The 12,111-nt window shown below is 65.6% G+C and carries 17 protein-coding genes, 1 tRNA gene and 1 pseudogene; 7 read left to right on the top strand and 12 right to left on the bottom strand.

Annotation, left to right across the window (positions count from 1 at the left end):
• Nucleotides 1-10: 10 nt before the first annotated feature.
• The 6 genes from MKK67_RS06740 to MKK67_RS32550 form a co-directional block, all read right to left on the bottom strand.
• Nucleotides 11-499, bottom strand: a complete 489-nt coding sequence (locus MKK67_RS06740) for a hypothetical protein (protein WP_243962959.1) — start codon at nucleotides 497-499, stop codon at nucleotides 11-13.
• Nucleotides 462-1,250 carry a hypothetical protein gene (locus MKK67_RS06735; RefSeq protein WP_243962958.1) on the bottom strand — a complete coding sequence of 263 codons (789 nt, stop codon included), beginning with the start codon at nucleotides 1,248-1,250 and terminating at the stop codon, nucleotides 462-464. Before MKK67_RS06735 ends, MKK67_RS06740 begins: the two co-directional genes overlap by 38 nt.
• Nucleotides 1,251-1,270: 20 nt before the next feature.
• Nucleotides 1,271-1,447, bottom strand: a complete 177-nt coding sequence (locus MKK67_RS06730) for a hypothetical protein (protein WP_243962957.1) — start codon at nucleotides 1,445-1,447, stop codon at nucleotides 1,271-1,273.
• A gap of 179 nt (nucleotides 1,448-1,626) precedes the next feature.
• Nucleotides 1,627-1,827, bottom strand: a complete 201-nt coding sequence (locus tag MKK67_RS06725) for a hypothetical protein (protein ID WP_243962956.1) — start codon at nucleotides 1,825-1,827, stop codon at nucleotides 1,627-1,629.
• Nucleotides 1,828-1,837: 10 nt separating this feature from the next.
• A complete protein-coding gene (locus MKK67_RS06720) occupies nucleotides 1,838-2,140 on the bottom strand; it encodes a hypothetical protein (RefSeq protein WP_243962955.1) in 303 nt (100 codons plus the stop codon).
• Between the two features lie 11 nt (nucleotides 2,141-2,151).
• Nucleotides 2,152-2,283, bottom strand: coding sequence for a hypothetical protein (locus MKK67_RS32550; protein ID WP_279601478.1), 132 nt, complete (start codon nucleotides 2,281-2,283; stop codon nucleotides 2,152-2,154).
• A gap of 162 nt (nucleotides 2,284-2,445) precedes the next feature.
• Between MKK67_RS32550 and MKK67_RS06715 the strand changes: the two genes are divergently transcribed.
• From MKK67_RS06715 to MKK67_RS06700, 4 genes are read left to right on the top strand one after another with little or no spacing between them, the layout of a single operon-like run.
• Nucleotides 2,446-3,087, top strand: coding sequence for a hypothetical protein (locus tag MKK67_RS06715; RefSeq protein ID WP_243962954.1), 642 nt, complete (start codon nucleotides 2,446-2,448; stop codon nucleotides 3,085-3,087).
• Nucleotides 3,084-3,302, top strand: coding sequence for a hypothetical protein (locus MKK67_RS06710; protein WP_243962953.1), 219 nt, complete (start codon nucleotides 3,084-3,086; stop codon nucleotides 3,300-3,302). Before MKK67_RS06715 ends, MKK67_RS06710 begins: the two co-directional genes overlap by 4 nt.
• On the top strand, nucleotides 3,299-3,670 hold the full coding sequence (locus tag MKK67_RS06705) for a hypothetical protein (RefSeq protein ID WP_243962952.1): 372 nt from the start codon (nucleotides 3,299-3,301) through the stop codon (nucleotides 3,668-3,670). Before MKK67_RS06710 ends, MKK67_RS06705 begins: the two co-directional genes overlap by 4 nt.
• 11 nt (nucleotides 3,671-3,681) lie before the next feature.
• Nucleotides 3,682-3,846, top strand: coding sequence for a hypothetical protein (locus tag MKK67_RS06700; RefSeq protein ID WP_243962951.1), 165 nt, complete (start codon nucleotides 3,682-3,684; stop codon nucleotides 3,844-3,846).
• A 155-nt stretch (nucleotides 3,847-4,001) separates the two neighbouring features.
• On the opposite strand, the gene MKK67_RS06695 is transcribed toward MKK67_RS06700, so the two are convergent.
• The 4 genes from MKK67_RS06695 to MKK67_RS06680 form a co-directional block, all read right to left on the bottom strand.
• Nucleotides 4,002-4,178: a hypothetical protein gene (locus MKK67_RS06695; RefSeq protein WP_243963043.1), complete on the bottom strand. Its 177-nt coding sequence runs from the start codon at nucleotides 4,176-4,178 to the stop codon at nucleotides 4,002-4,004.
• 145 nt (nucleotides 4,179-4,323) lie between these two features.
• Nucleotides 4,324-4,413, bottom strand: a tRNA-Ser gene (locus MKK67_RS06690).
• A 137-nt stretch (nucleotides 4,414-4,550) separates the two neighbouring features.
• Nucleotides 4,551-6,818: a glycogen debranching protein GlgX gene (gene glgX, locus MKK67_RS06685; protein ID WP_243962950.1), complete on the bottom strand. Its 2,268-nt coding sequence runs from the start codon at nucleotides 6,816-6,818 to the stop codon at nucleotides 4,551-4,553.
• 157 nt (nucleotides 6,819-6,975) lie between these two features.
• Complete coding sequence (locus MKK67_RS06680; protein ID WP_243962949.1) at nucleotides 6,976-7,953, bottom strand: ABC transporter substrate-binding protein; 978 nt, start codon at nucleotides 7,951-7,953, stop codon at nucleotides 6,976-6,978.
• 755 nt (nucleotides 7,954-8,708) lie between these two features.
• Between MKK67_RS06680 and MKK67_RS06675 the strand changes: the two genes are divergently transcribed.
• Nucleotides 8,709-9,671, top strand: a complete 963-nt coding sequence (locus MKK67_RS06675; RefSeq protein WP_243962948.1) for a DMT family transporter — start codon at nucleotides 8,709-8,711, stop codon at nucleotides 9,669-9,671.
• On the opposite strand, the gene MKK67_RS06670 is transcribed toward MKK67_RS06675, so the two are convergent.
• On the bottom strand, nucleotides 9,668-10,372 hold the full coding sequence (locus MKK67_RS06670) for an NUDIX hydrolase (protein ID WP_243962947.1): 705 nt from the start codon (nucleotides 10,370-10,372) through the stop codon (nucleotides 9,668-9,670). The two genes, MKK67_RS06675 and MKK67_RS06670, sit on opposite strands and share 4 nt — an antisense overlap.
• Nucleotides 10,365-11,249, bottom strand: coding sequence for a PhzF family phenazine biosynthesis protein (locus MKK67_RS06665; protein WP_243962945.1), 885 nt, complete (start codon nucleotides 11,247-11,249; stop codon nucleotides 10,365-10,367). Before MKK67_RS06665 ends, MKK67_RS06670 begins: the two co-directional genes overlap by 8 nt.
• A 153-nt stretch (nucleotides 11,250-11,402) precedes the next feature.
• Here MKK67_RS06665 and MKK67_RS06660 point away from each other — a divergent pair, with 153 nt between their 5' ends.
• Both MKK67_RS06660 and MKK67_RS06655 read left to right on the top strand, forming a co-directional pair.
• The gene (locus MKK67_RS06660; RefSeq protein WP_243962943.1) at nucleotides 11,403-11,882 is read left to right on the top strand and encodes an OsmC family protein; all 480 of its coding nucleotides are present in this window, start codon (nucleotides 11,403-11,405) and stop codon (nucleotides 11,880-11,882) included.
• A 37-nt stretch (nucleotides 11,883-11,919) separates the two neighbouring features.
• A pseudogene (locus tag MKK67_RS06655) lies at nucleotides 11,920-12,111 on the top strand (oligopeptide/dipeptide ABC transporter ATP-binding protein); the annotation flags it as partial.

Genomic DNA, 12,111 nt, shown 5'->3' with positions numbered 1-12,111 from the left:
GCTTTACCAACTACGCCGAGAACTCCGCTATCTTGCGGAACTCGCCGTCCACGTCCGGCACCTGAATTTGCCAGCGCAAGCAATGAAGACCATGTGCAACATCGAGTTGCGAAATCAGGCCGGACTCCATGTTGACCTTCATCCTACGTTGCTGAAACTCCGCCAACACAATAATTTCAGTTCCACATAAATATAAAGCTTTCGACGATCCGCCACTGCCGTGATACCCAAATCCGATCAATTCAGGAGCTATGCCGGGCACAATTCTAGCGCCTGCGTACACTAAGGCGCGCTCACCGGAGAAGCTTTCTAGCAGATAGATAGCGGGACGCTCATTGCCGTCCTTCGGCTTCGCTTCAATGTCAAGAATGCCGCGCTGTCCGTCGCCGATCTCGACTATGAAACCTACCCGCGCCTTCTGATGCACCGCAAATAGAACGCATGATCCAGCAGGAATTTCATTAATCTGCTGAATGGTTCCCGGCAGATATTTTTCCATTTTGATCGCCCGTCTTAGATGATTTCGGTGAGGACTTGGGAGTCGATTTTTTGGAGCTTGCTACGTCGACCGCGCGAGCTGCCTGAAGAATGAAAGTATTAATTTCATCTCTTAGCCGATCAATGTCCGAAATTTTGATATCCTCCGGAAATCCCTCTAATTTACGAATTATATCTTCAGCAGATTTGATAAATTTTGGATCTCCACTCAAGAGAAAAGCTTTGTTTGCCCTCTCAAAAGCTACAGCACAATCTGTGTTGTTGCCATTTATTGCAACCTCAAGCCCGACGCTTTCAAATTCAGCATAACTCTCAATTTCGTCGAGAGCTAGCTTCAACGTAGCAGTAAATTCTGCCGTATTATTGGGGTCATACACGAGCCAATCAGTTCGCTTTAGATCCGACGGAGCTTCTGCCTTAGCTGATTTCACTATCAAAAGCGGCTTGCCGCACATTGCAGCAAACCCGAGTTCAAGAGCGATATTCGCCAAAGATCGCGGGCGCGTATCCTCTGAGAAGATTGCGACGGTAAAACCAGTGCCTCGAATAAGACTTAGGATACGGGATAGAAAATCCTTTGCCCCTACAGAGCTAGTCGCATCTACAGTGGAAAAGCCCCGGCTCTTAAATACCTTTTTGACGAGCTTATTGATATCCTCGTCAATCTGTGCAGGCTCTCCAAGCTGCCGCATTATAAACGCATGCTTTGGATAGAGCTTTGTCGGTGGCGTATCTAGCACCGACTCGTCCATGGGCGAAAATACCAGCGACATTACTTTTTCTTCGTAATGTCGCGGATACCTTTAAAAGGCCCCGCCGTGCTTTTTTCAGAAAGAATACGCCCTGTATTGGAGTCAAGTTTTACATACTTGCCGCTGATCGGATTTTTCAATTGAACACGGCTTTTCACTGTCCCCTTTCTGTGTCCATCCCCTGTGTTCTTCGCCATAACCGGCCCTGCCTCGCAGGAGTGTCCTAATCTGCCGAATGTTTTTTCAGATCGCAGGCGTTTTGGCTAGCTCTTTGCCGGTAGAACGCTTTCGACAATGAGTCCCCTCTTCCGCAGCCGCGCGCCCGGCCCCTCGCCATTCTCCTTGATGAAGATGACGCCGGCGGCTTCGAGGGCGGCTACCAAAGGCGCAGCAGGTAACCGCTGGCCAGCACGACGACGAAGAGCGTCACGGCCGAGAACCCGATTTTCTTGGCCGCCTCGGCCCCCGGATAGGGAGAGCGTCGACGATTGCGGGGCCTCAGAGCCACGATCTTCGGATCCGACACGTGCTGGGTCGGGCTCTCGGATAGCCTGTGTTTCGATCGCCCCATGCGCATGTTCGCTTCCTTACGCCCGCCGCATCGCATGGAGAACTTGCGTCAGGTGCCCCACGACGTCGTCACCCTTAGTCGCAGCCGGGCCAGCGTGTGGAGCCACCTCAGCCGGCTCGGCGCGCTTCGCCACTTCCATCAGCACATGCTCCACGGAAGGCGGCCAGGGGACGCCGTTGTCCTGAAGCATCCTGGTGGCGTTGACGAGCATGTGGAATTGGTTCGGTGCGATCGTTGTGCCGGCAGCGTGCTGCTCAAGGATGCGGTCAGCGAGTGCCGTTGCCAGCCCGGCGACCTCGGCCAGCTTTTCGGGCGGCACGGCAGGCCCTGTCACTTCAGATAGCCCTTCGCCTTCAGGTGCTCGGTGAGGAGCTTCTCGACGTAGGAGGCGACCGGCCGATGATCCTCGGCAGCCGCCTGTTCGAGGGCCTCCTTGAGCGACGGCAAGATCCGAAGACCCAAGGGCGCGGATCGCTTCTCACGTGTCTCTGACATTGTTAGCAGATGCTAGTTGACGCTCGGAATGTGAGCAACTATAAGCGGTCTGCTAGCAATAGCAAACGGCCCGCAACGGTGCTGGACACACCGCGCGGGCCTGACCATCAACGCCTGGGATCTTCGCAGATGGCTACTTACGCCCATAGCACACGCACGCCCTTATTACCCCAGTCCGGCAACCCGCGGCCCTTATTAGGCCAGGGGTCCGGCAGGCAGCTGGGCCCCGTCACCCAAGCCATCCGCGCTATGCGGGCGGCCGATCCTGCCGACCTGGCCATCGCCGCCATCCAGGACGGCCTGAACCGCTTCTTCGCCGAAACGGGGATCCCCGTAACGGCCGCCGAGCTGCGCCGCCGGATCGAGGACAGGATCGAGGCGGACCTGGCGTTATTAGATGCGCTCGACCCTGACCCGGAGGCCGAGCCCAGCCTTGGGGCTTCCGAGCCCTTCACTGTCGGCCCGGCCCTTGATTGGGTCTACGGCAGCGGAGACGACCGCGAGGAAGATGCTGGAGACGACCGCGAGCACGAGAACGAGCACGGCGGCGATATCCAGGATGAGCCGCACGATGAAGAGCCCGATCTCGAACCGAGCCTATGCGGTCTGACGGTCAATGCCGCGATTTTCGCAGGTGATCCTTGGCCCGGCAGTGATCGCGAAGCCGGCGACGACAACGGCATCGCGGATTGGGCCGGGGAAGCCGAGCAAAATCAGCGGTTCTTGGCGATGGGCGGCAACCTCAATGCCTACGCGCGGAGGTTCGCATGACCGAGCGCCACCCCGCCTTCAGCACGCTATTCGATCTTGAGGAGGCCGTCGCCGACGTCGAGCGCTACGGCGATCTCCTGATGGATCTTGGCTGCGGCGACGTCGAGCTGACCCGCAACGGCGTCTACGTGACAGGCAAGCAACTCAAGCTGCTCGGCCAGAACGTGGAGCGCCAGTGGAAGCTCGCCATTGAGCAGACCAGGGGCGGCCGATGACAGCCCCCGCATCCCGCCGAGGCCTGATCCTCGGCCTCGCTGCGCTTCCCCTCGCGGGCGGCGCGGCGATAGCCGGCCCTTCCGATCTAGCGCGCGCCTGCGATTGGGGCGTGTCTCATCTCGCCTGGATCAACAACCCCGCGCCGGACGATCGAGACTGGCCGGACGAACGCCTGGAGGCCGATCTTGATCGCGTTGACGACGTGCTGAACCGCGTTGCTGACGAGGCTTCCGCTAGCCTATCCGATCTCGCTGCCAAAGCCAGGATCGTACTCGCCAGCGATGGTCAGCACCTCAGCATGAGCCATCATGATGCCGACCGCGCCTTGCTCACGCTGCTGCGGGAGGTGGTCGTCCTATGCGCCTGATTTTCTCCCTCATGGCTTTCGCCAACCTGCGCTTCGCCCTCGCCGAGTACAGCCGGGCCGAGATGCTTGAGAGGCATGCTGACGAGGCGATCGCCCGAGCCCGCGCTCGCGTGGTCCTGGCTGACACCTTCGCTCAGCGCGCCGGCTGGCGAGAGCGGCTGATGCCGATGCGGTGATTCCCGTCTCGGCGGTCTCACGGCATCCACGCCCGCCCTTGTCGCTGAGGGGCAAACGGTGGGCGGGCGTGGAAGGTCGGGGAAAGACCGACCTCATACCCGTAGCAAGGAACATGCTGCCCCTCACGAACGCCGCTCGCGCACCCCGAGCGGGCTCACCCCTTGGCTGCACACACGGTCACGGCGGTAGCGCCAGAAAACGTGCGGTTCGACTCAGCGATCATTTTTGCCGCCTCTTCACACGCATGCTTGCTGTTGAAGTCGATGGACCCGATCGCAGAGCCCGAACCCGAGCCGGATCCGGCCAGCATGATGATGAGCACGTAGACCAAGGCATCCTCCTCATGACGAGGATGCCACCACGTCGTCGGGTGACGCTCGCGCATCCCCGTGCGAGCGGCCTGTAGGTACAATTGTAAGCAGGGTTGAGATGAAAGCCGCTAACTCGTTGCAAAATAACGGTTATTGCGGGTCAAATGGCGGAGGGAGCGGGATTCGAACCCGCGATACGGTTTCCCGTATACACACTTTCCAGGCGTGCGCCTTCAACCACTCGGCCACCCCTCCGGCCGCGGACAGGGCGCCCGAGCGCAAGAGCGCCGGGCGCGACCAGGGCCGCGCGGTGGGGTGCTGTTAGCCGGGTGCGCCGCCGGGCGCAAGGCAATGGTGCCCGGGCGGGACGAAAACCGTCCCGCCCGGGTGTTTTACGCCTCCGGGTCGAGGTGGAAGTGCACGCTCTCCACGTTGGCGCGCTCGAACGCCTGCATCACGTGTTGGTAGGAGCGCTCCATCTCGGTGGCGTCGTCGCCCGGGGTGTCCTCGGGCTTCAGCACGAACATCAGCAGCGAGCGACCGGTCACGTCGTAGCCTTTGCCGAACGAAAAACTCTCCACGTCCTGGCTGTCGGGCAGGTTGGTGTCGAGCAGCCGGGTCCAGGCGATGCCGTTGGGCGATTCGGGCAGCGTGAACGTCACCAGGTCGTGGTGGGCGTTGAACATGATCAGCAGCGTCGCGTCGCCCCCGCGGCGGTGCAGGCCGGTGGCCTGGGCGCGGCCGTCGAGCTGGACCGCGAAGGCCTTCGCCGCCCCCTCGGACCAGTTCTCGCTGGCCATCTCGCCCCCGTCCGGGCGCAGCCAAGTGACGTCCTTGACCCCGAACTCCTCGTCGTACTGGCCAGTGAGGAAGCGTCCGCGGCTGAGGATCGGCAGGGCGTTGCGCAGGATGATCAGGCGCTGGGTGAACTCGGCCAGGTCCCGCTGCTCGTCGCCGATCGCCCCCCAGTCGAGCCAGGAGACCTCGTTGTCCTGGCAATAGGCGTTGTTGTTGCCGCCCTGGGTGCGGGCGAACTCGTCGCCGGCCAGCAGCATCGGGGTGCCGCGGGACAGGAACAGGGTCGCCAGCATGTTGCGCATCTGGCGCAGGCGCACCGCCTTGATCTCCGGGTCGTCGGTGGGGCCCTCGACGCCGTAATTGTTCGAGAGGTTGTGCGAGTGGCCGTCGCGGTTGCCCTCGCCGTTCGCCTCGTTGTGCTTCTCGTTGTAGGCCACCGTGTCGTGCAGGGTGAAGCCGTCATGGGCGGTGAGGAAGTTCACCGAGGCCCAGGGCTTGCGCCCGCGCTTGTCGAACTTGTCGGCCGAGCCCGAGACCCGGGCGGCGAGGTCCGGCAGCAGGCCGGGATCGCCCCGCCAGTAGGCGCGCACGTCGTCGCGGAACCGGTCGTTCCACTCGGCCCAGCCGGGCGGGAAGCCGCCGACCTGATAGCCGCCGGGGCCGCAATCCCACGGCTCGGCGATCAGCTTGACGCCGTTGAGCACCGGGTCCTGCCGGCAGGTGTCGAGGAAGCCGCCGCCCTCGTCGAAGCCGTAGGGCTCGCGGCCCAGGATGGTGGCGAGGTCGAACCGGAAGCCGTCGACCCGCATCTCGGTGGCCCAGTAGCGCAAGCTATCGGTCACCAGCTGCAGTACCCGCGGATGCGACAGGTTGAAGGTGTTCCCGGTGCCGGTGTCGTTGATGTAGTAGCGCGGCTCGCCCGGCATCAACCGGTAGTAGGAGGCGTTGTCGACGCCCTTGAACGACAGGGTCGGGCCCTTCTCGTTGCCCTCGGCGGTGTGGTTGTAGACCACGTCGAGGATCACCTCGAGGCCGGCGCCGTGGAAGCGCGAGACCATCTCCTTGAACTCGGAGAAGGCGAAATCCGGCACCGCCGCGTAGCGCCGGGCGGGGGTGAAGAACGAGATCGTGTTGTAGCCCCAGTAATTCACCAGGTTCTTCTGCTGCAGGTAATCGTCCTGCACGAAGGAATGCACCGGCAGCAGCTCCACCGAGGTGACGCCCAGGCTCTTGATGTAGTCGAGCACGTCCGGGGTGCCGAGGCCGGCATAGGTGCCGCGCAGCTTCTCCGGCACCCGCGGATCGAGCTTGGTCATGCCCTTCACGTGGGCCTCGTAGAAGATCGTCTTCTCCCACGGCACGTGCGGCTTGCGGTGCCGGCCCCAGGTGAAGGCCGGGTCGATCACCCGCGAGCGGCGGTTGTACGGCGCGCTGTCACGGTCGTCGAAGGTCAGGTCGTCGCCCGATTCCATCTGGTAGCCGAACAGGGCCGGGTTCCAGGTGATCGAGCCGACGAGACCCTTGGCGTAGGGGTCGATCAGCAGCTTGTTGTGGTTGAACCGGTGGCCGGCCTTCGGCTCGTAGGGGCCGTGGACCCGATAGCCGTAGATCGTGCCGGGCCGCGCATCCGGCAGGTAACCGTGCCAGATCTCGTCCGTGTATTCGGGGAGCTCGATCCGCTCGATCTCCTGCTCGCCCTGGTCGTCGAACAGGCAGAGTTCGACCTTGGTGGCGTGGGCCGAGAACAGGGCGAAGTTGACGCCCAGCCCGTCCCAGGTGGCGCCGAGGGGATAGGGCTGGCCTTCCTGGATGCGCGTGCGGGTCGCGCGGGACGAACTTGTCGAACGGGTCGGGTCGGCCATGGGAGCTCCGGTGCTGGCAGCCCGGAACACCGGCCGGAGCGCCGCGGGACGCCTCGGCCGGTGACCCGGACTGCAACGCAAACGTCCCGGGCACAGCGAAGCTCCCGCCGGAGCGGGCGAATTTTTGCGGTGCGAATTCGGGCCGGCGGGGCCCGCCTCAGTTCGCGTTCGGGGCCGGCGCGGTGAAGCTGCGATCGAGCACCCGGCTCACGTCGAGCCGCTTGCCGAGGATGCCGTAGCGCGTGGCGCGATCGGACGCCTCCTGGACCTCCGCGACCACGCCGTCGTCGATCCCGATCGGGCTGGTCCGCTGCGCGCTGTAGGCCGAGAGCAGCACGTCCTCGGGCAGGCGGGTCAGCGCGGCGGTGCTCCTGGCGTATTCGGGGAGATGGTCGAGCGACCAGAGCCGGGCCTTGTTCAGGCGCTCCAGCAGGTCCTGCACGGCCGCCCGCTTGGTGGCGATGGCGCTGTCGGAGGCGACGATGAAGGTGATGGTCGGCGTCAGGCCCGCGCCATCGGCGATCACCCGGGCCTTGTCCTTCAGGGTCGCGAACGAGACGTAGGGCTCCCACACCGCCCAGGCATCCACCGAGCCGGCGACCAGCGCCACCTTGGCGTCCACGGGGTTGAGCGGCGCGAAGGTGGCGTCCTCCAGCTTGATCTGCGCCTTCTCCAGGGTCGCGTCGATCAGAAACTGGCCCCAGCCGCCGCGGGTGCCGGCCAGGCGCTTGCCCGTGAGGTCGGCGGCCGAGCGGATCGGCGAATCCTGCCGCACCAGGATCGCCTGGCTCCGCGGGTCCGACTTGGTGCCGCCGATCGCCTTGATCGGGGCGCCGGCCGCGTAGGCGGTGAGCAGCGACAGGTCGCCGGTGTAGCCGACATCCAGGGCGCCGGCATTGAGCGCCTCCAGGATCGGCGCGGCGGCGGGGAATTCCGACCAGGCGATGGTGTAGGGCAGGTCCTTTCCGTAGCCGGAGATCTCGAGCAGCGAGCGGTTGCCGCCCTTCTGGTCGCCGACCCGCAGCACGATCGGCTCGGCCGCCAAGGACGGGGCGGCCGACAGCGCGAGGACGGCGGCGAGCCAGGCGGCCGCGCGCCGGCGGGTGGGACGGGGGGCGTGGAAGCGGAGGGGCATGGGGCCTGTCGTGTTGCTCGGCTCACGAGGCGCGAGCGATCCAGCGGAGCGGCGAAGTTTATGGGGGCGGCTCAAGCAGTCAATGAAACGGTGATCCGTATTGCAGGCGGTTTTGATAATGATGTTTTCCGCAATCGGCTTATAAAAGAAGATAGACGTCTTTGCGGCAGCACATCCGCATATGGAGATACTATTCTTCCAACGGGATTCGGGGCCCCCGACCACTCCTTCACCCGCCTTGTCATCCCGGGGCCGCGAAGCGGAGCCCGGGATCCAGAACCACTGTCGGATCAATGACTTGCACCGTTGGCGGCTCTGGATCCCGGGCTCGCCTGCGGCGCCCCGGGATGACGGAGCGGCTGACGGAAGTGCCTCTGCACAGCCTCCGGCGTCGTACCGAAGCGGCGCAGTTCGATGCCCGACCTCTGCGTCGAGCCCTTGGAAGATCTAGACTCCGGATCTTTTGAAATCTGGATGGTCGATCTTTAATTAAATCCGATTTGAGATTGCGATAAGTTCTGGATAAGCAAAAGTATTTCAGTCGTAGTGTGTGTTTATTTCAAGAAATGGCCGACTTTTTTCTCGTTTCTTACGGAGCGCATGCACGGGTATAGCTATCGCCTAGGCGAATGATTCCGCGTGTGCTGTCTCTCCCGGTACGGCCCGCGTGGGCGCGGGCGGGGCTCTGTTGAGATGGCAGTGCGTCCGTGACGTCATTCGGAGTCGCTCGCCGACCCACCATCAGGACGCCCAACATGATCTGGCCCATCGCAGCAGGGCTTATGGCCGGCGCCTTTTGGGCTCTGACCTTCATTGCCCCTGGCCTCGTCGCGCCGTTTGGACCGATCGACCTGACCGTCGCCCGGTATGCGGTGTTCGGCCTGTCCTCCGGGGTCGTTTTGATTTTCTTGGGTCGGGATCAGTGGCTGCCGACGCTCTGGAGACATTGGCTGGTCATCCTAGGGCTCGCCCTGACCGGGAACACGATCTACTATCTGTGCCTATCCGAGGCTTTGCTGCGCTCCGGTACGCTGCTTCCGACGATGATCATCGGCACGTTGCCGGTCGTGATGGCCCTGCTGGGCGGTGTTCGGAACGGGACGTTTTCCCTGAGACGCTTCGTGCTGCCCGCATGGCTCATACTGGGCGGCATCCTGTCCCACATCCTGCCTGCGACCTGGGCTGAGGCCTCCGAGCCCGTCGTCGCGACATCCCCGGCCGGGCTTGTCCTGGCCCTCGTAGCTCTCGCGAGTTGGGCGTTCTACGGGGTGCGCAATGCGGAATTCCTCGCGCACGAGAAGCAGACCAACATCGTCGCTTGGACGGCGCTGACCGGCATCGCCACGCTCGTCACCCTTGTTCCTGTCGCCGCGTTGCTGCCCGGTGGGCAGCTCAGCCTCTGGCATGGATCGATCGGCGGCGCGGGTCCGCTCCTGCTGTGGGGAACGGCCCTCGGGCTTCTGTCGTCGTGGGCAGCGACCTGGCTCTGGAATATCGCGAGTCGTTCCCTGCCGGCCGAGGTCCTCGGCTATCTCATCGTGTCCGAGACCGTCTTCGCGATCCTGTACGCCTTCGTTCTGGAGCAGCGGCTGCCCACGACGGCGGAGATCGTGAGCGTCGTGCTGCTGATCGGCGGCGTCAGCCTCGGTATCCGCGCCGCATCGAACGCATCGCGGCTCTCAGCAAGGGGCTCCGGGCCGGCCGCCAGGGCACCCTAACCCCCGAAAACATCCGCCAGATAGGCCCGCACGAAGCCCGGCATCTGGGCCGCCTCGGGACCGTCCGCCGCCCGCGCCAGGTGGATCCCGGCGAGTTCCGGCTCGGCCTCCTGGCGGTGATGGGCCGCGATGCGCGCGCACAAAACCTCCGCCGGCTCGGGAAACCGCACCGGCCGCAGGAAGGCCCATTGCCCCTGCCCGGCGAGCATCACCCACTCCGTCGCGGCGCCCTCCGGCAGGGCCAGGCCGGTCTCCTCGGCGAGCTCCCGGGCGGCGCTGCCGGCGAGGTCGACCGCGTCGCCACGCACGTCGTCGAGGTCCGGGGTGCCGCAGGGGAAGTAGAGCTGGCCGGCATTGGCCGTGTGGGCGCCCATCTCGCCGAGCAGCACGGCCCCGTCCGCGCTCCAGGGCACGATCGCCGCGAAGGCGTTGACCACGCCGCCCTCATGCTGTCCCCGATCCCGGTAGGCGATGAAGCTCGAATAGCGCACCGGGAACAGGTCGACCCGGGCGATCCCGGCCACGACCGCGCAGGCGCAGCCGAGCAGCACGGTGCCGTCGAACATCCCGGGGCTGCGGGCGAGCCGCGCCTGCCAATGGTCGGCGATCGCCGCCGCGTTGTCCCGGGGAAACGGCCAGTCGTAGGCGACGAGCCGGGCCGTGACGCCGGACAGCCGGGTGATCCGGAAGCCGTCAGACACGTAAACGTCCGTCCGATACGATGACGGCCGCGCCGCCGATCTCCACCGAGCGCAGGGCGCCGGATTCGATAGTGAGCTGGAGCGCGATGTCGCTCGGCCGGCCCATGGCCTCGCCCTGGCGGATCGCCACGTCGTGGGTGCCCTCCCCCAGCGTCTCGAACTGCATCAGCACCCCCGCGAAGGCGGCCGCCGCCGAGCCGGTGGCGGGGTCCTCCGGAATGCCGGAACGCGGCGCGAACATCCGCACCCGCCAGCTCTGGCCGGTGGCCTCGGGGTCGGGGGCGTAGAGGTAGAGCCCGTCCTCCGCCTCCGGCCCTTGGGCGGGCCTGGCGGCGTCGAGCGCCGCCACCGAGGCGATGGGCACGCAGGTGAAGCTCGGCCCGACCCCGTGGCGGCTCGGGACGTGCCGGCCGGTGCCGATGTCGCCGGGCGTGAGCCCGAGGAGCGGCGCCAGCACCGCCGGCTCCGGCCCGGGGCCGAGATATTCGGGCAGGCCCGGCAGCTTGAAGCGGGCCCGGCCGCCGCTGCCGTCAGAAAAGGTCTCGACCACGCAGGGCACGATCCCGATCCGCTCCTCCAGGCCGAAGGCCCGGGCATCCCCCTGGGACGGCCCTTCCAGCGCCAGCAGCACGGCCGTGCCCACGGTGGGGTGGCCGGCAAACGGCAGCTCCCGCGCCGGGGTAAAGATCCGCAGCCGCGCCCGGTGGCGGGCATCGCTCGGCGGCAGCACGAACACCGTCTCGGACAGGTTGAACTCCCCGGCGATCGCCTGCATCGCGGCCGTGTCGAGCCCCTCGGCGTCGAGCACCACGGCCAGCGGATTGCCGGCGAGCTTTTGCTCGGTGAACACGTCGAGGGTGACGAAGCGGCGCGCCATCGTGTCGATCCTCCAGGCGGCGCCCGCGACCGGCTGGCGGCTGCGGCGCGCTTTGCTAGGCTGTGCGGTCGCCCGACTCGATCCGGGCGGCGCGGCCCGGGAGCCTAGCCGAGTGCGGCCCCGCTTCCCAGGCCGCACAGCCGGGAGGGAGCCATGCCCGAGACAGAGCACACATACGCAGTCACGGTGACCTGGACCGGCAACCGGGGCACCGGCACCCGGACCTATCGCAGCTACGACCGCGCCTTCGAGGCCGCGGCCCCGGGCAAGCCCCCGATCCCGGGCTCGTCGGATCCGGCCTTCCGGGGCGACCCGGCCCGCTGGAACCCGGAGGACCTGCTGGTCGCCTCGCTCTCCTCCTGCCACAAGCTCTGGTATCTCGGCCTCTGCGCCCAGGCCGGGATCGTGGTGACGGCCTACACGGACAGGGCCGAGGGCCGCATGACCGAGGAGCAAGACGGCGCCGGCCAGTTCACCGCCGTCACCCTGCGCCCCCGCGTGACGATCACCGCGGACTCGGACGCCGCCGAGGCCCTGGCGCTGCACCACCGGGCGCACGCGCAGTGCTTCATCGCCCGCTCGGTGAATTTTCCGGTGACGCACGAGCCGACGATCGTGCGGGCGGGGGAATGAGGGGAAGCGCCGCCCGCGTCCCGTGTGGGCGAGCGGGTTCACCCATCCCCGGATGTGGCGCGGGTCCCCTCTCCCGTGCGGGAGAGGCCTGCTCGACGCGGTGCCCGACCTCGCCCATGTCGGCCGCGCCCGGGTGCCGGTCTCCGGCGAGATCCCGAACCCGATCGACCCGCCCCCGGGCTGCACCTTCAACCCGCGCTGCCCGCTGGCGAACGACCGCTGCCGCGCG

This window comes from Methylobacterium sp. J-072 (genome assembly GCF_022829425.1).
In the GTDB taxonomy this organism is placed as follows: domain Bacteria; phylum Pseudomonadota; class Alphaproteobacteria; order Rhizobiales; family Beijerinckiaceae; genus Methylobacterium.
Note: the sequence above shows the minus strand (reverse complement) of the source record. Positions and strands in the feature narration are given on the sequence as shown.